Origin of the sequence: Streptococcus castoreus DSM 17536, from assembly GCF_000425025.1 — a bacterium.
Classification (GTDB): domain Bacteria; phylum Bacillota; class Bacilli; order Lactobacillales; family Streptococcaceae; genus Streptococcus; species Streptococcus castoreus.
This window is the reverse complement of the sequence record NZ_AUKZ01000003.1, coordinates 129,432-150,145: the sequence shown is the minus strand read 5'-3', so window position 1 is coordinate 150,145 and position 20,714 is coordinate 129,432. Positions and strand designations below refer to the sequence as shown.

General features: G+C 38.7%; 20 protein-coding genes and 1 pseudogene. 5 read left to right on the top strand and 16 right to left on the bottom strand.

All coding sequences use genetic code 11. From position 1 onward, the window contains the following. The first annotated feature begins 546 nt into the window (after positions 1-546). Positions 547-846: a YbaB/EbfC family nucleoid-associated protein gene (locus H346_RS0100710; protein ID WP_027969373.1), complete on the top strand. Its 300-nt coding sequence runs from the start codon at positions 547-549 to the stop codon at positions 844-846. Positions 847-894: 48 nt separating this feature from the next. Here H346_RS0100710 and H346_RS09515 read toward each other — a convergent pair. From H346_RS09515 to H346_RS0100695, 3 genes and pseudogenes are all read right to left on the bottom strand, one after another. Further along, positions 895-1,624: pseudogene (locus tag H346_RS09515) on the bottom strand (MerR family transcriptional regulator). A gap of 152 nt (positions 1,625-1,776) precedes the next feature. Further along, positions 1,777-2,364, bottom strand: a complete 588-nt coding sequence (locus H346_RS0100700) for a 3'-5' exonuclease (protein WP_027969372.1) — start codon at positions 2,362-2,364, stop codon at positions 1,777-1,779. A gap of 50 nt (positions 2,365-2,414) precedes the next feature. Continuing rightward, positions 2,415-2,942: a DUF536 domain-containing protein gene (locus H346_RS0100695; RefSeq protein WP_027969371.1), complete on the bottom strand. Its 528-nt coding sequence runs from the start codon at positions 2,940-2,942 to the stop codon at positions 2,415-2,417. A gap of 125 nt (positions 2,943-3,067) precedes the next feature. Here H346_RS0100695 and aao point away from each other — a divergent pair, with 125 nt between their 5' ends. Next, on the top strand, positions 3,068-4,243 hold the full coding sequence (gene aao / locus H346_RS0100690; RefSeq protein ID WP_027969370.1) for an aminoacetone oxidase: 1,176 nt from the start codon (positions 3,068-3,070) through the stop codon (positions 4,241-4,243). A gap of 213 nt (positions 4,244-4,456) precedes the next feature. After that, a complete protein-coding gene (rpsN, locus tag H346_RS0100685) occupies positions 4,457-4,726 on the top strand; it encodes a 30S ribosomal protein S14 (RefSeq protein ID WP_027969369.1) in 270 nt (89 codons plus the stop codon). 189 nt (positions 4,727-4,915) lie between these two features. Here the strand turns inward: rpsN and tsaD are convergent, their stop codons facing one another. From tsaD to tsaB, 3 genes are read right to left on the bottom strand one after another with little or no spacing between them, the layout of a single operon-like run. Continuing rightward, a complete protein-coding gene (gene tsaD / locus H346_RS0100680; RefSeq protein ID WP_027969368.1) occupies positions 4,916-5,926 on the bottom strand; it encodes a tRNA (adenosine(37)-N6)-threonylcarbamoyltransferase complex transferase subunit TsaD in 1,011 nt (336 codons plus the stop codon). Beyond that, entirely contained in the window at positions 5,916-6,341 is a 426-nt protein-coding gene (rimI, locus tag H346_RS0100675) for a ribosomal protein S18-alanine N-acetyltransferase (protein WP_027969367.1), read from the bottom strand. The genes tsaD and rimI overlap by 11 nt, the downstream gene beginning before the upstream one ends. A 1-nt stretch (position 6,342) precedes the next feature. Continuing rightward, positions 6,343-7,041: a tRNA (adenosine(37)-N6)-threonylcarbamoyltransferase complex dimerization subunit type 1 TsaB gene (gene tsaB, locus H346_RS0100670; protein WP_027969366.1), complete on the bottom strand. Its 699-nt coding sequence runs from the start codon at positions 7,039-7,041 to the stop codon at positions 6,343-6,345. Between the two features lie 263 nt (positions 7,042-7,304). Here tsaB and H346_RS0100665 point away from each other — a divergent pair, with 263 nt between their 5' ends. Both H346_RS0100665 and rnjA read left to right on the top strand, forming a co-directional pair. Next, the gene (locus H346_RS0100665) at positions 7,305-7,535 is read left to right on the top strand and encodes a DNA-dependent RNA polymerase subunit epsilon (RefSeq protein ID WP_027969365.1); all 231 of its coding nucleotides are present in this window, start codon (positions 7,305-7,307) and stop codon (positions 7,533-7,535) included. 1 nt (position 7,536) lies between these two features. Then, positions 7,537-9,219: a ribonuclease J1 gene (gene rnjA / locus H346_RS0100660; protein WP_027969364.1), complete on the top strand. Its 1,683-nt coding sequence runs from the start codon at positions 7,537-7,539 to the stop codon at positions 9,217-9,219. 338 nt (positions 9,220-9,557) lie between these two features. Here the strand turns inward: rnjA and H346_RS0100655 are convergent, their stop codons facing one another. The 10 genes from H346_RS0100655 to H346_RS0100610 all read right to left on the bottom strand — a co-directional run bounded on the left by H346_RS0100655 (position 9,558) and on the right by H346_RS0100610 (position 20,631). After that, the gene (locus H346_RS0100655; protein WP_027969363.1) at positions 9,558-10,493 is read right to left on the bottom strand and encodes an ABC transporter ATP-binding protein; all 936 of its coding nucleotides are present in this window, start codon (positions 10,491-10,493) and stop codon (positions 9,558-9,560) included. Next, complete coding sequence (locus H346_RS0100650) at positions 10,493-11,539, bottom strand: ABC transporter ATP-binding protein (protein ID WP_027969362.1); 1,047 nt, start codon at positions 11,537-11,539, stop codon at positions 10,493-10,495. Before H346_RS0100650 ends, H346_RS0100655 begins: the two co-directional genes overlap by 1 nt. Positions 11,540-11,550: 11 nt before the next feature. Continuing rightward, positions 11,551-12,582: an ABC transporter permease gene (locus H346_RS0100645; RefSeq protein ID WP_027969361.1), complete on the bottom strand. Its 1,032-nt coding sequence runs from the start codon at positions 12,580-12,582 to the stop codon at positions 11,551-11,553. A 9-nt stretch (positions 12,583-12,591) separates the two neighbouring features. Beyond that, positions 12,592-13,506 (bottom strand): ABC transporter permease, encoded by a 915-nt coding sequence (locus H346_RS0100640; protein ID WP_027969360.1) that lies wholly within the window; start codon positions 13,504-13,506, stop codon positions 12,592-12,594. A gap of 165 nt (positions 13,507-13,671) precedes the next feature. Further along, a complete protein-coding gene (locus tag H346_RS0100635) occupies positions 13,672-15,330 on the bottom strand; it encodes a peptide ABC transporter substrate-binding protein (protein ID WP_027969359.1) in 1,659 nt (552 codons plus the stop codon). A 234-nt stretch (positions 15,331-15,564) separates the two neighbouring features. After that, positions 15,565-16,911, bottom strand: coding sequence for a type I glutamate--ammonia ligase (gene glnA / locus H346_RS0100630; RefSeq protein ID WP_027969358.1), 1,347 nt, complete (start codon positions 16,909-16,911; stop codon positions 15,565-15,567). A gap of 37 nt (positions 16,912-16,948) precedes the next feature. Then, on the bottom strand, positions 16,949-17,320 hold the full coding sequence (locus H346_RS0100625) for a MerR family transcriptional regulator (RefSeq protein WP_027969357.1): 372 nt from the start codon (positions 17,318-17,320) through the stop codon (positions 16,949-16,951). A 79-nt stretch (positions 17,321-17,399) separates the two neighbouring features. Continuing rightward, positions 17,400-17,915 carry an FUSC family protein gene (locus H346_RS0100620; protein WP_027969356.1) on the bottom strand — a complete coding sequence of 172 codons (516 nt, stop codon included), beginning with the start codon at positions 17,913-17,915 and terminating at the stop codon, positions 17,400-17,402. A gap of 492 nt (positions 17,916-18,407) precedes the next feature. Beyond that, entirely contained in the window at positions 18,408-19,604 is a 1,197-nt protein-coding gene (locus H346_RS0100615; RefSeq protein ID WP_027969355.1) for a phosphoglycerate kinase, read from the bottom strand. A gap of 172 nt (positions 19,605-19,776) precedes the next feature. Beyond that, positions 19,777-20,631 carry a 5'-nucleotidase, lipoprotein e(P4) family gene (locus tag H346_RS0100610; RefSeq protein WP_027969354.1) on the bottom strand — a complete coding sequence of 285 codons (855 nt, stop codon included), beginning with the start codon at positions 20,629-20,631 and terminating at the stop codon, positions 19,777-19,779. Positions 20,632-20,714 lie beyond the last annotated feature (83 nt).

Here is a 20,714-nt window from a genome sequence, read left to right as displayed (position 1 = left end):
CTCTTTTATCCTTGATAATGATTTCTAGATTTGTCCCGTTCATTGTTTCTTTCAAAAGTTTAGAGCCGTTTCTCAGATTGAGACGGCTCTTTCATGTTCTCTATCAAAAATAGAGACCTTTTGTCACTAGGTCATAGCACTAAAAAAGCATTGACTCTCATAAAAAAGCCATAATAGACAGCGTGAGCTACTGAAATTATTCACAGAAATTTATGACTGTGTGAACCAACCACTAAACTAAGACCAAACTAGTATCAACACTGTCATAAGCGAACCATAAGGATGACTAAACAAGAAAGAGAAATGACATCTTTTAAGTTTATTATTTAAAAACGGTTTATTCTCCGTTACACACTAATTATAAGCGTTATTATTCAATTTATAAATGACATTGTAATTAACTTTTTATGAAGAAGTTACAATAGGAACATCTATACAGCCTACTAGTAGTCAATAACTGCTCTTACGCAATATTAAACTAAGCTACAAATCCTCCTTGTCTATGTTATAATAAGAAGTGATTAAAACTAAGGAGAACTCAATCTTATGATGAACATGCAAAATATGATGAAGCAAGCACAAAAGCTTCAAAAGCAAATGGAACAAAAACAGGCAGATTTAGCTGCTATGCAATTTACTGGAAAATCCGCTCAAGACCTCGTCACTGCTACTTTCACGGGTGATAAAAATTTGGTTGGTATTGACTTCAAAGAAGCTGTTGTGGATCCTGAAGATGTGGAAACCCTTCAAGACATGACTACACAAGCCATTAATGACGCCCTTACGCAAATTGATGAAGCGACTAAGAAAACATTAGGGGCTTTTGCTGGTAAATTACCATTTTAAGAAAACAAAAACTAGCTTGAGAACGATCTCAGGCTAGTTTTTTGCGAGTTAGTGCTGGTCTCTTGAGACAGTGTCCTCTTTTGCCAGTTCCAAGCAATACGATTTTTGATGGCAATGGGGACAGGTTAACTTTCTGGTTCGTGGCGTATGACCTGCTAGGGCAAATTCTGTCCATTTTGCTTCAAATGTTTGATGACAAGAAGGACAAAGATAACAAATATTTTGGTAATACCAGTATAAGGTTCCTAGTAAGACGAAAAGGAACCCCGGGATTAATAAATATTTCCAGATTGTCAATTGAAGAAGATAGGCTCCACCCACAAAAAGCAGAGTTTCTACTGTCAAACAGACAATTAAAGTCATAAAACGTTTTTTCCAAGCTTTTTGATTTTTCATGCTAAGCGAAATGTCCATCAGAAAATCTAGTGACTGGGCGTCTTGTTTTCTAAGCCTGTCAAGTATCTTGACAGCTATGTCAACTTGTTGCTCTTTTGCGACCAATTCTTCCTTGGCAGTCGCAATATGATCCACCAGAAGCAATTCCAGCACCTGGGCTGCATTTTCTTCTGCTAAGACTTTGCGAATCTGCTCAATGGAAAATTCCAAATCACGCAGAAAACAGATAATGCGTAATTGTTCTAAATCAGAATCTGTATAGAGTCGCCGTCCACCTTCTGTCAATTCTGTCGGAGTCAAAATCCCACGTTGGTCGTAGTATTGTTCGAATAGAAACTCCAGCTAAGTTGGTCAATTCTCCAGTCGAATAGAATTGAGACATTTCCTCACCTTCTTTCTATAGTTTAGTGATCAAAAGCGACTCGTGTGCACCCGACTCCCTCTTGATATAGTCCTATCCTATCAAATGACCTAGCGTTACAAGCAAGGGGTATCCCTAGGGGATTTTTTTAGTTTTTAGAAATAGCAGAGCCTTTAGTCGAAAAAGCCTCCCAAAGCTGCGAAAGGGTTATCCGTGATAGCCTCCTCTTGCTGACTGAGATATGCCTTGTTCGTATCTGTTTCTAAAAAAGACTCATAAATACCTGCTGTCATTCTAGCATCCTCCAAGCTATTATGACCTCGACCCTTAATACCTAAAAAGGTTGCCACGGTTTGCAGGCGAAGGTTAGCAATACCATTTAAGTCTGCGCTACGTCTGTCGTAAGCTTCATCAAAGAGATCAACCTGGTATTGGTCCCTTAAATCCAAACCGTTTTCAGCTAGTATTGGCAGGTCAGATTTTTGGGAATTATAACCAACCAATGGTAACTCTCCAACAAAATCTTTGAAAGCAGCCATAACCTCTTCGACTTTTGGTGCCGCAGCAATCTTATCAGAAGTAATTCCTGTCAAACCATTGATAAAACTTTGTAGAGGGATCTCACTATAAACATAGGTATCAAAGCTGTCAACTTCTTGATGGTTTTGATACTTGACTGCCGACACTTGGATAATATGGCTAATATCATTAACTGTGTTAAATTCTAAGTCAAAAGCAATATAAGTCTCTAATCTTTTCATCTTGTTCTCCAAAAAAGACCCTGATGGGGTCCTTGCTATCATTTTTCTTATTAACCAAATAAACGACTGAAAAAGCCTTTTTTAGGACCAATTTCAGCTTGAACTTCTTCTGCCTGCAAACGGACTTGATCTACCTCTGCTTTAGCTTCTTCCAATTCTAATTTTAAGGTTTCCTTGTCAGCCATCGCTTTGGCTGTTAGTTGTTGCTGCTGATCAAGTTGCTTGTCTTTTTCAGCGATTTGCACATCCTTGACACGCATCTGTTCGTCCTTAGAGGCAAGTTGAACATCTTTAGCTTTTAACTGCTCATATAAGCGCGTGATTTCAGTATTTTTCTCATCAACAAGAATCTCTAAAAGTTCACGTTGCTTGGTCTCTTCGCTAATTGGCTCATCATCAAAAATCGTTTTTTTGTAAATTTCTTCCAACTTAATAAGGCCACTACGCTTAACCACAGTGACACCTTTATCATTTTTATCAAGATCCTCTTCTGGTAAAGACTTGACACGATTATTGACAGCCTGACGGCTTACTCCCAAAATGTCAGCTAGTTCACTAACTGTCTTTTCAATTGCCATAATTTCCTCTTTATTACTATAACTGAATATTCTTACTAAAGATAGTAACATAACACACGTATTCTGTCAATTTAGCCTAGTTTACATTACTATTAAATCGTTCATTTTTATGCTAAAATAAATCTATGATACTATACGATACCATTATTATTGGGGGTGGACCTGCTGGTATGATGGCAGCCATTTCCAGTAGCTATTACGGCTACAAGACACTTCTTATTGAAAAAAACCGACGGTTGGGCAAAAAACTGGCTGGAACTGGTGGTGGGCGTTGCAATGTGACTAATAGTGGTAGCCTTGACGACCTCTTAGCAGGTATTCCAGGGAACGGACATTTTTTATACAGTGTCTTCTCCCAATTTGACAATCATGATATTATTGCTTTTTTTAAGGAAAACGGGGTAACTCTAAAAGAAGAAGATCATGGACGATTGTTTCCGACAACAGATAAATCAAAAACGATTATTGACACTCTAAAGAAAAAAATCAAGGTCCTCGGTGGGCAAATTCTGACCAATACCGAAGTAATTTCAGTTAAGAAAATGGGGGACCTCTTTCATATAAAATCAGCTAACCAAAGTTTTACCTGTCATAAATTAATCGTCACTACCGGCGGAAAGTCTTATCCAGCAACTGGATCGACTGGTTTTGGTCATGAGATTGCTCGTCATTTTAAGCTGGCTGTGACTGACTTAGAAGCTGCAGAAAGTCCTCTCCTAACTGATTTTCCACACAAAGTGTTGCAAGGGATTTCCCTCGATGACGTTACACTTAGCTGTGGTAAACATATCATCACACATGACTTGCTCTTTACCCATTTTGGTTTGTCAGGTCCTGCAGCCCTTCGTCTGTCCTCCTTTGTCAAAGGTGGGGAAATCGCAGAACTGGACTTTTTGCCAATATTTTCAAAAGAAGAATTAGTAGCTTATTTAATTGAGCATCGCAATAAAAACATCAAAAACGCTCTTAAAGGCCTACTTCCTGAACGAGTGGCCGACTTTTTAGCTGAAGGCTATCCTGAGAAAGTCAAACAGCTTTCACAAAGACAAGAACAAGAACTGATTGCTAAACTAAAGCACCTCCCTATTCCAATTACAGGAAAAATGTCTTTGGCTAAATCTTTTGTGACCAAAGGCGGTGTGGACTTGAAAGAAATCAATCCCAAAACCCTTGAAAGTAAGAAAGTTTCTGGTTTGCATTTTGCAGGAGAAGTTTTGGATATTAATGCCCATACAGGTGGCTTTAACATCACCGCAGCCCTTTGTTCAGGTTGGGTAGCAGGTAGCTTACACGACAGCTAAGTATAACAAGCTTGGGAATATATCCCCAAGCTTTTTGGCATCAGTCATTTAAAAACGCCAAAAACATAACCAGTTAAATATTTTGCTTGCTTTTCTGCTTAAAAGGTGTATAATGAAATAGTATTTTCTTAACCGGTTAAATACCAGCTAAGGAAATCCAGAGTACTGATAGGAACTCTGGGATTACTAATATTATAATAGAGGGAGAAAGCAATGGCAAAAAAATCAAAAATTGCGAAATACCAAAAGCAGCTCCAATTGATTGAACAGTATGCTGACCTTCGCCGTAAATTAAAAGCTAGTGGCGATTATGAAGCGCTTCGCAAATTGCCTCGTGATTCAAATCCAAATCGCTTGAAAAATCGCGATAAAATTGACGGTCGCCCCCATGCTTACATGCGTAAGTTTGGTGTTAGCCGTATCAATTTCCGCGACTTAGCACATAAAGGTCAACTGCCAGGAATCACTAAAGCGAGCTGGTAAGCTTACCTCACCTAAGGCAAACAATTATTTTGCAGGTATTTGTTTGACCGATTAGTAATCATAGAAGCCAATTACTTATCATCCTAATAACTCGGTATGCCAAGATACCGAGTTATTTTTGTTTTAAGCTGTTATCAAAAATATCCTCTATACTAAAGAGATAAAAAGGAATTCTCCCCTAAATACTCTCTAGTAAAGGCTATCAAATGCCAGGCTTGGCTTAGCATTCAAATCCAAATTTGCAAACGATTTCTTCTCATATTCAACAGCTGCTGCTAGAGCAATCATTCCAGCATTGTCTCCACAAAGCCTTAAGGGGGGAATCACCACATCTAGGTCTATGATGTCATTAGCAAGTCGCTCACGTAAACCTTGATTTGCCGCCACACCACCAGCAACCACTAGCATTTTAGAAGGGTATTTTGCCAGTGCTTTTTTTGTTTTAGCCAGTAAAATATCAAGAGTAGCTGCTTGAAAAGAAGCACATAAATCTTCAATCACTAACACTTCACCCTTTTGTTGAGCATTGTGGTACAAATTGATAAAAGCTGACTTGAGTCCTGAAAAGGAGAACTCCAAATGGTCCTCTTTTATCATAGCTCGAGGAAAATGATAACAATCTTTGCCTTGATGAGCAAGTTGATCAATTTCTCGACCAGCTGGGTAAGTCAAACCCATGACACGCCCAACTTTATCATAGGCCTCACCAACAGCATCATCCCGTGTTTCACCAACAATATGATAAGCACCAGGCTCTGTCACATAGACCAATTCCGTATGCCCTCCTGAAACTAAAAGCGCCATTAAAGGGTATTGCAAATCTTGCTGCTCACGCGCAGCCATTAAATGCCCTGCCATATGATTAACTGGAATTAAGGGCAAACCATTTGCCCATGCAAAAGCTTTAGCAGCTGCTAAACCAACCAAAAGTGCCCCTACAAGCCCTGGACCATAAGTCACCGCGACCGCAGAGAGATCTGATGGCTCAATGCCTGCTTCTTGTAGAGCGTCATCAAAGCAAGTAGTGATTACTTCCACATGATGGCGACTAGCAACCTCTGGCACTACACCCCCAAAACGTTTATGACTTTCAATCTGACTAGCAATAATATTGCTTAATAATATATCATCATTTTTTAAAATAGCAACACTGGTTTCATCACAAGAACTCTCAACCGCTAAAATATATCTATCTGTCATGTTTTCCTTCTCGTTTCATAATCAAAGCTGTTTCGATGGGATCGTGGTAGTATGCCCGTCTTTTCCCCACAAGTTCAAAACCAAATTTATGATATAATCCTTGTGCGTTGGTATTGGATGCTCTAACTTCTAAAAAAATAGTTCCCATCAAGTCATCTAAATGTGCCATTAATTGTGAGGCCACACCTTGTCCTTGATAGCTCGGTAAAACAGCAATATGGGTAATTTCTACTTCTCCAATTGACTCCTGAATCGCCAAAAAACCGATTAAATGATTCTGATCATAAACCATAAAATAATCTGTTCGGTCTTGCTGCATATCTGCTATTACTTGTTCCAAGCTCCAAGGTGACTTCTCATAAGTGGCTTTTAAAAGCTGGTGAACAGCTCTGGCTTGTTCCTCAATGGTTTTCATATTAGACTCTCTTAATGTATTGACTTTCATCACTAGCCTGATGCTCTTTCAACCAATTTTCTTCGGCTTCTACACGTTTAAGGTAATTCGGCACAAAAGTAGTCACATTCACCGCCTCTAATCGGAAACCTAAGCAAGCGCATTCATAAGCTGAAGGAAGGGTGGGAATGATTTCAGCTTGGGGAAGCACATCAAGAATCTGCTCGGCAAATGGAGCCACTTCTCCCACAAAAATGAGTTCCCTTTCCCCTCTTAGTTGATCAAGAAGACCAGTTAAAGAAGCATGCCTTTCTGGTAAAACCAGTTTTTCCTGACGATAATAACCAACATAAACATTATTGCGTCTAGCATCAATTAAAGGAATAACTAGACTATCAGGATTTTGCTTACAAGTGCTTGCTGCTAAAGCATACAGACTTGATACCCCAACCAAGTCTATTTTTAGACTGTAAGCCAACATTTTGGCAGTCGCCACAGCAACACGTAAGCCTGTGTAAGAGCCAGGACCTTGTGCCACTACAATTCGGTTCAAATCTTTCGGTTGCAAATCAACAGAGGTCATCAAAAAATCAATAGCCGGCATCAAGCTAACACTGTGATTTTTCTTAATATTAAGGGTTATATCTGCTAAAAGTGTTTCATTATCAAGGATAGCAAGAGATAAGGTTTTATTTGAGGTATCAAATGCAAGTAACTTCATTTTACGCCTTTCTAGTGAACGTTTCTTGTCAATTATAACATAAATTAAAGACCATGAACAAAAAGACAAGTGCGAATCATTTTGTCGAAAATTTTTACTAAAAGCTGATATTGTGGTATAATCTTAGTAATGTACAGAATCAGGAATTAATCTAATACACAATAATTACAACATATAAAGGTGTCAAAACAAAGTTGCTTAACGTTTTGACCTATTTGTTATTGTTTGGCTAATTGATTCACAACGAAAGGACTATTTAACAAATGATTTACAAAGTATTCTACCAAGAAACCAACGAGCGTAACCCTCGTCGTGAGAGCACCAAAGCACTTTATCTCGATATTGATGCAACAGATGAACTTGATGGTCGTATCAAAGCTCGCAAGATCGTTGAAGAGCATACCAACTACAATGTTGAATTTATCGAATTACTTTCTAACAAACACCTAAATTATGAAAAAGAAACTGGTGTTTTCGAATTAACGGAGTTCTAAAATGACAAATATCAGTTTAAAACCTAATGAAGTTGGGGTTTTTGCCATTGGTGGTCTCGGGGAAATCGGAAAAAATACTTATGGGATCGAGTATCAAGATGAAATCATCATCGTTGACGCTGGTATTAAATTTCCAGAAGATGACCTACTGGGAATTGATTATGTTATTCCGGATTATTCTTATATCGTTGACCATTTGGACCGCGTCAAGGCTCTTGTTATCACTCACGGTCACGAAGACCATATCGGTGGGATTCCTTTCCTATTAAAACAAGCTAATATTCCTATCTACGCTGGGCCTCTAGCACTAGCCCTTATTCGTGGCAAACTAGAAGAACACGGTCTTTGGCGTGATGCCACCGTTTATGAAATCAATCATAATACGGAACTAACATTCAAAAACATGAGTGTGACTTTCTTTAGAACAACACACTCCATTCCAGAACCACTTGGTATTGTTATTCATACCCCACAGGGGAAAATTGTCTGTACCGGTGACTTTAAGTTTGATTTTACACCAGTAGGAGATCCTGCTGATTTGCACCGCATGGCTGCACTTGGTGAGGAAGGTGTTCTTTGCTTGCTGTCAGATTCAACTAATGCCGAGGTGCCAACTTTTACCAATTCTGAAAAAGTGGTTGGTCAATCCATTTTGAAAATCATTGAAGGCATTCATGGACGTATTATTTTCGCCTCTTTCGCCTCAAATATCTATCGCTTGCAACAGGCTGCTGAAGCTGCTGTTAAAACTGGTCGTAAGATTGTTGTTTTTGGGCGCTCGATGGAAAAAGCTATTGTAAACGGAATTGAACTTGGCTATATAAAAGTGCCAAAAGGAACATTTATTGAGCCAAATGAACTCAAAAATTACCATGCTAATGAAGTTTTAATTATGTGTACCGGTAGCCAAGGAGAATCAATGGCTGCACTAGCGCGTATTGCTAACGGCACACATCGTCAAGTTAACTTGCAGCCAGGTGATACCGTCATCTTCTCATCAAGCCCAATTCCAGGGAATACAACTAGCGTTAATAAACTCATCAATACGATCCAAGAGGCTGGTGTTGATGTTATCCACGGAAAAGTTAATAACATCCATACCTCAGGACATGGTGGGCAACAAGAGCAAAAACTCATGCTTCGCTTGATTAAGCCAAAATACTTTATGCCTGTTCATGGTGAATACCGTATGCAAAAAGTCCATGCTGGACTTGCTATTGACACCGGTATTCCTGAAGAAAATATCTTTATCATGGAAAATGGAGATGTTCTCGCCTTAACCAATGATAGTGCACGTATTGCTGGTCATTTCAACGCCCAAGACATTTACGTTGACGGTAATGGTATTGGAGATATTGGAACCGCTGTGTTACGTGACCGTCGCGATCTTTCCGAAGATGGTGTTGTCTTAGCAGTTGCTACGGTTGATTTTGACACACAAATGATTCTAGCAGGTCCAGACATTCTCAGTCGGGGGTTCATCTATATGCGTGAATCAGGCGATTTGATTCGTGAGAGCCAACGCGTGCTTTTCAATGCTATTCGTATTGCCTTGAAAAACAAAGAAGCTAGCATCCAATCGGTCAACGGTGCCATTGTCAATGCCCTTCGTCCTTTTCTTAATGAGAAAACAGAGCGTGAGCCTATTATCATTCCAATGGTTTTGACACCTGATAAAGATTGAGATAGAGGCTTGATGACTTTAGACGAAAGAAAAATCCATTTATGGTTTATTCTTCAACTCTTTTCTGGTTATAAAAAAATAAAAAGTGCCAACGAGCACTGATTTGATACTGTTTAACAACTAAGTTCAAGTAACCTGTTGACTATTTTAATTTAACCTAATGCCTTATTCTCTTTGTCCAAAAACCAACACGAGTTGAACAGCTCGTGTTTTTTTATCCGATTAAATCAAAGATAGTCAGAAAACCTTTTCGTGTCACAGCCTTTTCTAATCAACAAAAATGAGTTGGAGATCAAAATAAAGTCTCCAACCCAATCATCTAATGGCTTATTCAAACCCTACAAGTGACGTTCGTTTCGGTATTGCTTAGCTTCTTCTTGTGTTGCTAAGACAAAATGACCAGGAGTGATTTCATGCATCTGACGTTCTTGTCCATCCAATTCTTGAGTTGGATCATAAACTTCTGCTGCACGTTGGCGCTCTTTTTCAGGATCTGGTTCAGGAATAGCTGATAACAGACTCTTCGTGTAGGGATGAATCGGATGATTATAAACATCATCTGACGTTCCAATTTCCAACATTTTCCCCCAGTGCATGACACCAATACGATCTGAAATGTATTTCACCATGGATAAATCATGGGCAATAAAAAGATAAGTCAAGCCACGTTTTGTCTGAAGTTTTTGCATCAAATTAACCACTTGAGCCTGAATAGAAACATCCAGTGCTGAAATCGGTTCATCAGCAATAATAAACTTGGGTTTGACAGCCAAGGCACGAGCTATTCCAATCCGTTGACGCTGTCCACCGGAAAATTCGTGTGGATAACGTGTTAAATGATCTTTGTTTAAACCAACCAAGTTCAATAATTCTTGAACCCTTTCTTCACGCTCTACTTTCGAAGAGGTCAAACCATGAATATCCAGACCTTCTGCAACAATATCCCTAATTTTCATCCGACCATTCAAACTAGCTTGTGGGTCTTGGAAAATCATTTGAGCATCTTTGCGGAAAGTGCGTAACTCCTTGCCCTTGAGATGAGAAATCTTTTCACCATTAAAAATAATTTCTCCCTCACTAATATCATAAAGTTTTAAAATGGCACGACCAACAGTAGTTTTTCCTGAACCCGATTCTCCAACAAGTCCAAAAACTTCCCCTTCATAAATATCAAAACTAACATTGTCAATAGCTTTGACCTCGTTTTTCTTGCCTTTATTAAAGGTTAAAGAGACATTCTTTAATTCAACTAATTTGTTACGATTTTCAGTCATTAAGCCTGTCTCCCTTCTCGTTTTTGCCATTTTGCCCAACGCTTTTGAATTTGCACAGGTGGGGTCACTTTTGGCGCACGCTCATCTAACAGCCATGTTGCTGCATAATGTGTTTCACTGATTTGAAACATTGGTGGTTCTTCAACATGATCAATATCCAAGGCAAACTCATTACGAGCTGCAAAGGCATCTCCTTTGGGAGGATTGAGCAAATCTGGAGGAGTCCCTGGAATCGACTCAAGGCTACCTGATTCGGTGTCTGTTGTTGGCATAGATTTCAAAAGCCCCCAAGTATATGGGTGTTGGGGATTGTAAAAGACCTCATCAACGGTTCCATATTCAACAATTTTACCAGCATACATGACGGCTACACGATCAGCCATCCCTGCCACAACACCAAGATCGTGAGTGATAAAAATAATTGACGAAGCGGTTTGTGCCTGGATTTCTTTCATTAATTTTAGGATTTGAGCCTGAATGGTTACATCAAGCGCTGTAGTTGGCTCATCAGCAATTAAAATTTCTGGGTTTGCAGCAAGAGCAATCGCAATGACTGCCCGTTGACGCATACCACCTGACCACTGATGAGGGTAATCATTGATATGCTCTTCAGCATTTGGAATACCAACCTGGTGCATCAACTCAAGGGCACGTTTCAAAGCTTCTTGCTTGCTGATTTTTTGATGAATTAAAATGGTTTCTGCAATCTGCATACCAATTTTCATGGTTGGATCAAGACTGGTCATCGGATCTTGAAAAATCATAGCAATTTCATTACCACGAACCTTAACCCAGTCTTCTTCCTTTAAGGCATTCAATTTTTTTCCTTTAAAATCAATTTCTCCTGATAGACTAGCATTTTTAGCATTTAGCCCCATCAAGGTACGGGTAGTTACTGATTTTCCTGAACCAGATTCACCAACGATTGCTAGGGTTTCTCCCTTTTTGAGATCAAAACTGATATTGCGAATAGCCTTGACATCCCCAGCGTAAGTCTTAAAATCGACATGAAGATTTTTGACACTTAAAATGGTTTCATTCGTCATCGTTTTTCCTCCTACTCGTTACTTGATTTTGGATCAAAAGCATCACGAAGCCCATCACCCAATAAAATAAATGCCAATGAAATAAATACCAAAGCAAGTGCTGGAAGCAAGACCTGATAAGGGTAGTATTGTAAGTTTTCTTGTGCATCTGTAATCAAAGAACCAAGGGAAGCAGTCGGCGGCTTAACACCAAGATTGATGGCAGACAACACCGATTCATACATGATAGCACTTGGAACCGTCATCATGATTTGAACAATGATAATCCCTGAAATATTTGGCAAGACATGCTTGAAAGCAATTTTAACATTGCTTTCGCCAAGCGCACGTGAAGCCAAGACAAAGTCACGTTCACGATATGACAAGGTCAAATTCCGGACCTGTCTTGCCATGGAAGTCCAACCCACAATGGCAATAGAGATGATAATTGAAGTGACACCATTCCCCAGTAAAAGTCCTAGCATGGTCACAATCACCAAGTTAGGAATAGAGGAGATAATCTCAATAATCCGCTGCATAACCGTATCCACCCTGCCACCTGTAAAACCAGATACCAAGCCATAAGTGACCCCAATAATAAGATCAATCAAAGTAGCTACAATCGCAATCAACAACGAAATACGAATCCCAACAGTAATCCGCTTGCCTATACTACGACCTAGGTTATCTGTTCCAAACAAGAATTTTTTCCCGTCTGGTACACCTTGATCAGCATAAGCATCGTTAGCCTCAGTATTGCCTGCATAAGTAATACTACCATTCCAAAACGGCAAGCTACCACTCAATTTTGGTGGTAAATTGCGGTAAATGCTGACTTCTTTACTATTAAAGCTGTTGGCATCATTTTTTGAAATGACAGCAGTTGACCCCACTGAAAAAACAAGTAGAATAACTAAAAATCCCATCGAAACAACGGCAAGTTTATTATGTTTTAAACGGCGCCAAGCATCCTGAAGGAAAGACAGTGCTGGCTTTTGAATTTTTTCTTGTGAATCAGAGCTGCCAGCTCCCACAAGTTGAAATGAATTTCTTTCTTCTAGCATAACACTCTCCTATCCCAAACGAACTCGTGGATCGGCTACACTAATGATAATATCTGTTATCAAGATAGCCACCATCAGCATGAGGGCATACACAATTGTTGTTCCCATAATAACAGGATAATCCTTAGTTGGAATGGATGACACAAATTGTTGCCCAATCCCAGGAATTGAGAAAATTTGTTCAATCAAAGCTGACCCAGTTAAAATATTAGCAGCCATTGGTCCTACCAAAGTCAAGACTGGAATCATTGAATTACGGTAGGCATGTTTTCTAGTTACCTGACGATTTGTCAATCCTTTCGCACGCGCTAATTGAATATAATCTGAATTAAGGGTTTCAATCATTTCACTACGGAAGAAACGGGTAACCTGTGCAAAAACAGGAATGGCTAAAGCCAATGTTGGCAAGATCGTCTGACCAAAAGTTCCCCATCCAGACAGTGGTAAAAGTGCCCATTTAAACCCAAAATAATCCAGCAGCAATAGACCAATGATAAAAGCAGGGACTGAAATCCCAAGTGTTGAAATCACACTCAAAACCGCATCAATTCTATTGTTTTTATTACGAGCTGAAACTGCCCCAACAAACAATCCCGAACTAATACCAACAACCAAAGCTTGAATTCCTAAGTGAACCGAAACACCCAAGCGTTGCGAAATAAGCTTGGTCACCGACTGATTAACAGATTGATAGCTGGTCCCAAAATCACCATGTAAAACATCAAACAAGTACTTTAAATACTGTTGCCACAAAGGTTTATCTAAACCATATTGTTTATTCATCATAGCGATCATTTCGTCCGTTAATTTAGGGTTATTGTAGGGTGTTCCCGGCATAACTTGCATCAAAAAGAATGAAAGGGTAACCACAACCCACAGTGTTGCTAGCAAAATAGCCACACGTTTTAATAGATATTTCATCATATTTTTCCTCTAACAAAAGCAAGAACTGGCCCTCGCCAATTCTTGCAATATTTCATTACCATAGGCTTTTGAAAATGGATTGAGATAGCCGCAAACACTCAACGAAAGCTAACTTCTAATGCTATATCCGAATCCTATTTTCAATCAGTTACAGTGTTTCTTTTCTTATTTTTTGTAAGCATAGGTAAAGTCAACATTTAGACCAGTTGAACTACGAACAAGACCCTTGATGTTTGGATTTTGCAATCCTTTACCGCTACGGAAGTAAAGTGGATTATAAAGCGCGTTGTCATAAAGAGCTTTTTCAGCAGCCTTGTAATCGTTAGCAGCCTTGTCAGTATCAAGAGCATCTGTTGTTAAAGCTTTTTCATAGGCAGCATCATAGGCAGCATTAGTGAATTTACCGTAGTTGTAAGCAGAGCCTGATTTAAACAAGCCATAGAACGTTGATCCTTCTGGATAGTCACCACCCCAAAGAGTAACTGCCACTTCAAAGTTTTGATTTTTAGTATCTTCAAGACGTTGTTTAAACGGTACAAATTTTTCTTCAACAGTTAGACCAGGAAGAGCCTTTTCCCAAGTTTCTTTGATATAGTCAACAGCGGCTTTTGCAGCTGGCGCATCTGCATCAGCAGTGATTGTTAATTTAAGAGACTCTTTGCCAAGCTCTGCCAAACCTTCTTTGAAGAGTTTTGCCGCTTCTTTTTCATCGTATTTGTAGCCTGGAGCAACGTATTTTGTCAAATCTTTGCCGTCTGTTAACTTAGCAAGTCCTTCCGGTGCAAGAGCTGTTGCTGGTTTAGAACCTGTATCAACGGCTGCAGAAACAATTCCCTTACGATCAGTCGCTAAGTTTAAGGCTTGACGAATCTTTAGATTGCTAAGAGCCTCAACAGAGCCTGTCTGGTTATAAACCATATAAGCTGTGGTTGCTTCTAAGACTGGGACAACATCCTTATTCTTTTTATTGGCGTTATAGATCGCAGATGTGCCTGAAATATTCGCAAAATCAAGTTTTCCTTGCTTATACATTTGTACAGCTGTGTCTGGTTTTTTAACCGTCTGAACCTTAATTGTTTGTGTTTTTACGTTTTTCGCATCCCAGTAATTTTTGTTTTTAACAAGTTTGAAAGTTCCACTGGTTCCATTCCAATCTTTTACAGTATATGGTCCAGAATAAACTTGTTTTTCTGATGATGTGCCGTAATCTTTCCCAACCTCTTTAACAAAAGATTCTTTTTGAGGCATAAAGCTAGAGAAAGACAATAAACTCTTGAATTGAGGTGCTGGCTCAGTCAGGGTAAAGATAACCTTATTCCCCTCAGCCTTAACCCCAAGAGAATTTAAGTCAGGATTTTTACCACTATTAATCTCTTCAGCATTTTTTAAATGGGATTCTGTTGCGAGGTAAGCATATTCAGAAGCGGTTGTAGGATCTACCATGCGTTTCCAAGTATAAACAAAATCCTCAGCTGTCAAAGCACTTCCATCAGACCACTTCAACCCATCGCGCAAGGTAGCTGTGTAAGTCAACCCATCCTCTGATACATCAACTTTTTTTGCCAAATCAGGTTGTAATTTCCCTTTAGCATCGACACGAAGAAGGTTACTTCCAGAATTACCAATAGCTAAACCTGAATAAGTGTCCGTACTTTTTGAAATATCAAGAGTGATGATTTCTGTTGGTGTGTACCAGCTGATCTCACTCTTATTATCTTTTGTGGAAGTCGTCTTATTCCCACATGCCATTAAAAGGGCTACCGATGCAAGTGTAAGTGTCCCGAGTCCAACACGTTTCCATGTGATTGATTGTAATCCCGCCATGTAAAGTCCTCCTAGAAAATAGTAATAAAAATATATTTAAGTTAGATTATATCACAATTCCGAAAAAATGGAATATATTTATCTGAAAATTTTTGAATTTATTTTTATGAAATAATCTATTTGTAAAAACCTATATTTCAACTACTATTAAGTTTTATAAGAATAAAAAACCAAACAAATTGAATAATATAACAACAACCTACTCAAAACAAGTAGATTGTCGTCTTTTAATTTCTAATAATTGTGAAGGTAATTGTCGATTTCCCACTGCGAAACAAAAGTAGCATAAGAAGCCCATTCAATACGCTTTGCTTCTAAAAAATTCGTATAAATATGATCACCTAGCGCTTCTCTAACAACTTCATCCGTCTGCAATGCTTTAAGGGCATTATGCAAAGTTGATGGCAAATCAACAATACCTGCTGCTTCACGCTCTTCAACTGTCATCGTATAAATGTTAGCTTCCACAGGAGTTGGAGCATCAATTTTATTTTCGATACCATCAAGCCCAGCTTCCAAAAGAACCGCTAAAGCCAAGTAAGGATTTGCTGTTGGGTCAACGGAACGTAATTCTAGACGAGTTCCTTTACCGCGCGAGGCAGGAACACGAATCAAAGGCGAACGATTACGTCCCGCCCAGGCTACATAAACAGGCGCTTCATAACCTGGTACCAAACGTTTATACGAATTAACGGTAGGATTTGTAATCGCAGTAAAGTTGTAGGCATGTTTCATCAAACCACCTAGAAAATAATAGGCATCTTTTGATAGCTGCATGCCTCGACTGTCATTCTCGTCATAAAAAGCATTATTCCCCTCTTTATCAAATAATGAGATATTGCAATGCATACCAGAACCATTGATACCAAACTTCGGTTTAGCCATAAAAGTAGCATATAAACCATGCTTACGTGCAATGGTCTTAACCACAAGTTTAAAAATTTGAATGTTATCACATGCTTTCAAAGCACCATCATACTTAAAATCAATCTCATGTTGTCCAACCGCTACTTCATGGTGACTCGCTTCTACTTCAAAACCCATCTTAGTCAAAACATTAACGATTTCACGACGGGTGTTATCTGCCAAATCCGTTGGCGCCAAATCAAAATAACCACCATTATCATTGACCTCAAGTGTCGGATTCCCACTATCATCCATTTTAAAGAGGAAAAACTCAGGTTCTGGTCCAAGATTAAAGGATTGATACCCGACCTCATCCATATGTTTTAGGGCTTTTTTCAAATTTCCACGAGGATCCCCTGAAAAAGGTTCCCCCTCAGCTGTATAAATATCACAAATTAAGCCTGCAACAGCTCCGTTTTCATCTCCCCATGGAAAAACAATCCAAGTATCTAAATCAGGATAAAGGTACATATCCGATTCATTGATTCTAACAAACCCTTCAATAGACGAACCATCAAACATAGCTTTATTAGATAACACTTTCTCTAACTGCTCTTTCGTTGCAGGAATTTCCACATTTTTCATAATTCCCATAATATCAGTAAACATCAAACGAAGGAATGTTACATTTTTTTCGTTAACTTCGCGATAAATGTCAGCTACTGTGATTGCCATTAAACAGGTCTCCTTTAAATTTCATCCAGTTAGTATCTTAGATACGAAAATTGCCAATGTGTTGTGAAGGGGTTGAAAAACCACTTTGAGTCAGAAGTTCATCACGCAAGATTCGTCTCACATCCGCATCCGTCAAAGACTTCTGCTTTTGCAATAGTTTATCATGTCGCTCAGCATATTCACGCTTAATGGCTGCAATGTTAAAGCCTTCAGCTAAAAAATCTTTGATTTCCAAAAGTCGATCCATATCATTCAATGAAAACATACGACGATTACCTTCTGTTCGCTCTGGTTTAATCAATTCTTGATCTTCATAATAACGAATCTGCCTCGCAGAAAGGTCCGTCAACTTCATTACTACACCAATTGGAAAAACAGCCATTGATCGTCTAAGTTCTTTTTCTTTCATGACAAACTCCTTTCACCCCCTATTATAGGCAGAAAAAAAGAGACTGTCAAGAGGATATGTTAGATTTTATAACATGATTTCATAGATTTTTCCTAAACCATTTATTTTTAATCATTTCCACGTCAGTATTGACTAAAATAGCTACAAAAACACCACAGAAAGTCTCAAAAACACGTGAAATAACATAAATAAAGGTCTGCCCCGTCGGAATGGACAGAGTAATGATGAGAAGAGCAGCAACTGCACCAATAATACCAGATGTATTATTAAAAGCGACATTGAGCATAATAGTCAGCATAGTCAAGAGGGGCACCATGAACAAGGTGACCAATATATGTTGGTGAAAGAAAGCGTTAAAAAAATAAAAGACTAGCGCTAATCCCCCGCCAATACTATTACCCAATATTCTTGAAAAACCAAAAGAAACGGTCCTATCCAAATCTTCTCTTAGACTAAAAACAGCTGTTAAAGCACCTATTTGCAAACCCTCCCAGTTAAATAAAGTAAATAGTAACAGAACAAAAAAAACTGACAGTCCCGTCTTAAAAGTCCTCATCCCGATTTTGAATTTTTTAGGATCAAATGTGTATTTCATCATGTTAACCTTCCCCTACCTTGGTTTCTTTTTGGATACAGTTTATTCTAACACGATTAACCCACAATGAAAACTAATTTTATGTCACCCACCAATAGGTATTTCTCTCCTTTGAGCCGTACCTTATTGATCCGCTTATGTTAACGTCTATTCCCAACTTCTCTAAGGCATCTTGAGATTAGCTACCACTAATGAGCACAAAATTAAAAGCCCTTTCTCTCAGAATTTTTTCCAACAACCACCTTATCTTTAGAAAAACGCTGCAAAAAAGACACTCTAAGAGTGCCTTTTTCTAGCTTCATTAAATGTCAATAAGAGCAATCAAACCTATAACTATTTCTGCCTTTTATTTACAGCATAATTGATTGACCGTTTACTTCGTTAACTCATAATCGGTCTTACGATGAAACCAAAATTGTGAAAATAGACATTTAGATGTTTTCCATTTCCAACCTAAAAATAGCCACTAGATATTTTTAACTGACTTATCACTTATTTTTCTGTTAAGGCTGCAAGTCCTGGCAATACTTTGCCCTCTAACAATTCCATGCTTGCTCCACCACCTGTTGAGATCCATGAGAACTTGTCTGCACGACCAAGGTTGATTGCCGCAGCTGCTGAATCACCACCACCAATGATTGATTTAACACCTGGTTGTTTCACAATAGCGTCCATGACACCAATCGTACCAGCTTGGAAGTCAGGATTTTCAAAGACACCCATTGGTCCATTCCATACAACTGTTTTCGCACCAGTCAACGCTTCGTCAAATTTAGCAATTGATTTTGGACCAATGTCAAGACCAAGGAAACCTTCAGAAACTGCTTCGCCTTCTGTATCACGAACAACATCATAACCAGCAAAAGCATTTGCTTCTTTAGAATCAACTGGCAAGATTAATTTACCATTTGATTTTTCAAGCAATTCTTTAGCCACATCAAGTTTATCCTCTTCAACTAATGAATTACCAATTTCGATGCCTTGTGCTTTGTAGAAAGTATAAGTCATTCCACCACCGATAAGGACTTTATCAGCTTTTTCAAGAAGATTTTCGATAACACCGATTTTATCTGATACTTTTGAACCGCCAAGGATAGCCACGAATGGGCGTTCTGGCGTTTCAACTGCTTCTTGGATGTACGCAATTTCGTTTTCAAGGAGGAAACCAGCAACTGCTTTTTCAATATTTGCTGAGATACCAACGTTTGACGCATGCGCACGGTGAGCCGTTCCAAAAGCATCATTTACAAAGATACCATCGCCAAGTGAAGCCCAATATTTACCAAGTTCTGGATCATTTTTAGACTCTTTTTTGCCGTCAACATCTTCAAAACGAGTGTTTTCAACCAAAAGAACTTGTCCATCCTCAAGAGCATCAATAGCTGCTTCTAGTTCAGCACCACGAGTGCTACCAGGGAACACAACATCTTGTCCAAGTTTAGCTGCTAAATCAGCAGCAACTGGAGCAAGAGATTTTCCTGCCTTATCTGCCTCTTCTTTAACACGTCCAAGGTGAGAGAAAAGAATCGCACGACCACCTTGTTCGATGATATACTTAATAGTCGGAAGTGCCGCAGAAATACGGTTATCATTAGTGATTACACCATCTTTTAAAGGAACATTAAAATCCACACGAACGAGAACTTTTTTACCTTTTAATTCAATGTCTTTAACAGTCAATTTAGCCATTAGAAAAGACTCCTTAATATTTTTTATACCATTTTATTATATCACAATTCTTCCGATAAAGATAAAATATGAAAACAATAAATTAATGATTTCACAAAATAAAAAGTCCTTTCAGAAACCCATGAGGTTAAAAAGAGAGACGAACTAATAGTCCTTCTCTCATTCGGTTACTTTATTTAAAACTATTTAGAGCTTTTTGACGCTCTTTTAATTGATTCGTGGTATCAAGTTTTTGTCCTTTGTAAATGGCGCTTTCCCATGAGCCATACATCGGATTAGGGAAGATGATAAATTTACGACCAAATTCTTCTTGTAATTCAGCCAATAATTTCGTGCGATCTTCTTGTGATTTCTTTGAAAAATCAGCAAAATCAACAAGATTATCACCAAAGAGCATCGCAAGGTTAGCGGTTTCTTGTACTTTTTGACGACGACTTTCTTTTGATTTAACTCCTTTTTCTAAGAACAAAAGGCGGTCACGTCCCTGAACTGGAATACCTTCTTTTTTGAGATTTTCCATTGTTGCATCAACTTGGCTAGCTGAACGATCTGATACATAATAGATTTGAACACCATTTTGATCAGCAAATTGCAAGAACTCTTTAGCTCCAGCGACCGGTTTAGCCGCTTTCTTTTGAACCCAATCATCCCAACTTTCCGGTGTAAAACTGGTTCCTTCTAAAACATTTTTAGCCTGATAAGGGCTATTGTCCAAGACAGTCTCATCAATGTCTAAGACGATCGCATAGGGTTTATCTGTTGGCTGTGTCAAAATCTCTTTCAAACGGTCTGTCGCCAATTGATAACCTTGCAAATAGAGAGCTTTAGCCTCAGCAGCACGCTGATACCAAAGAACTGACATTGTGTTTTCCTTCGAGCGGAGCTGCTCATCACTATACTTGACCGTACTTTGTCTGGCAGTATCTTTTGTATTGATACTTGCTTTAGTATCAACCTTTGAACAGCCTGTCACTAAAAGAATTGACAAAGCAAGCGATACAACACTAGCAACTTTTTTCGTTTTCATTGGAAATCTCCTTTTTCTTATTATCATTATTTTAACGCTGTTTAATTTAAAAATCAATATATGTTAACAGAAATGCTAAATCA

Excerpts from the sequence above, each read along its gene's own strand:
- H346_RS0100710 (WP_027969373.1), top strand. The coding sequence starts at position 547 with ATGATGAACATGCAAAATATGATGAAGCAAGCACAAAAGCTTCAAAAG.
- H346_RS0100700 (WP_027969372.1), bottom strand. The coding sequence starts at position 2,364 with ATGAAAAGATTAGAGACTTATATTGCTTTTGACTTAGAATTTAACACA.
- H346_RS0100695 (WP_027969371.1), bottom strand. The coding sequence starts at position 2,942 with ATGGCAATTGAAAAGACAGTTAGTGAACTAGCTGACATTTTGGGAGTA.
- aao (WP_027969370.1), top strand. The coding sequence starts at position 3,068 with ATGATACTATACGATACCATTATTATTGGGGGTGGACCTGCTGGTATG.
- rpsN (WP_027969369.1), top strand. The coding sequence starts at position 4,457 with ATGGCAAAAAAATCAAAAATTGCGAAATACCAAAAGCAGCTCCAATTG.
- tsaD (WP_027969368.1), bottom strand. The coding sequence starts at position 5,926 with ATGACAGATAGATATATTTTAGCGGTTGAGAGTTCTTGTGATGAAACC.
- rimI (WP_027969367.1), bottom strand. The coding sequence starts at position 6,341 with ATGAAAACCATTGAGGAACAAGCCAGAGCTGTTCACCAGCTTTTAAAA.
- tsaB (WP_027969366.1), bottom strand. The coding sequence starts at position 7,041 with ATGAAGTTACTTGCATTTGATACCTCAAATAAAACCTTATCTCTTGCT.
- H346_RS0100665 (WP_027969365.1), top strand. The coding sequence starts at position 7,305 with ATGATTTACAAAGTATTCTACCAAGAAACCAACGAGCGTAACCCTCGT.
- rnjA (WP_027969364.1), top strand. The coding sequence starts at position 7,537 with ATGACAAATATCAGTTTAAAACCTAATGAAGTTGGGGTTTTTGCCATT.
- H346_RS0100655 (WP_027969363.1), bottom strand. The coding sequence starts at position 10,493 with ATGACTGAAAATCGTAACAAATTAGTTGAATTAAAGAATGTCTCTTTA.
- H346_RS0100650 (WP_027969362.1), bottom strand. The coding sequence starts at position 11,539 with ATGACGAATGAAACCATTTTAAGTGTCAAAAATCTTCATGTCGATTTT.
- H346_RS0100645 (WP_027969361.1), bottom strand. The coding sequence starts at position 12,582 with ATGCTAGAAGAAAGAAATTCATTTCAACTTGTGGGAGCTGGCAGCTCT.
- H346_RS0100640 (WP_027969360.1), bottom strand. The coding sequence starts at position 13,506 with ATGATGAAATATCTATTAAAACGTGTGGCTATTTTGCTAGCAACACTG.
- H346_RS0100635 (WP_027969359.1), bottom strand. The coding sequence starts at position 15,330 with ATGGCGGGATTACAATCAATCACATGGAAACGTGTTGGACTCGGGACA.
- glnA (WP_027969358.1), bottom strand. The coding sequence starts at position 16,911 with ATGGCAATCACAGTAGCTGACATTTATCGCGAAGTTAACGAAAAAAAT.
- H346_RS0100625 (WP_027969357.1), bottom strand. The coding sequence starts at position 17,320 with ATGAAAGAAAAAGAACTTAGACGATCAATGGCTGTTTTTCCAATTGGT.
- H346_RS0100620 (WP_027969356.1), bottom strand. The coding sequence starts at position 17,915 with ATGAAATACACATTTGATCCTAAAAAATTCAAAATCGGGATGAGGACT.
- H346_RS0100615 (WP_027969355.1), bottom strand. The coding sequence starts at position 19,604 with ATGGCTAAATTGACTGTTAAAGACATTGAATTAAAAGGTAAAAAAGTT.
- H346_RS0100610 (WP_027969354.1), bottom strand. The coding sequence starts at position 20,631 with ATGAAAACGAAAAAAGTTGCTAGTGTTGTATCGCTTGCTTTGTCAATT.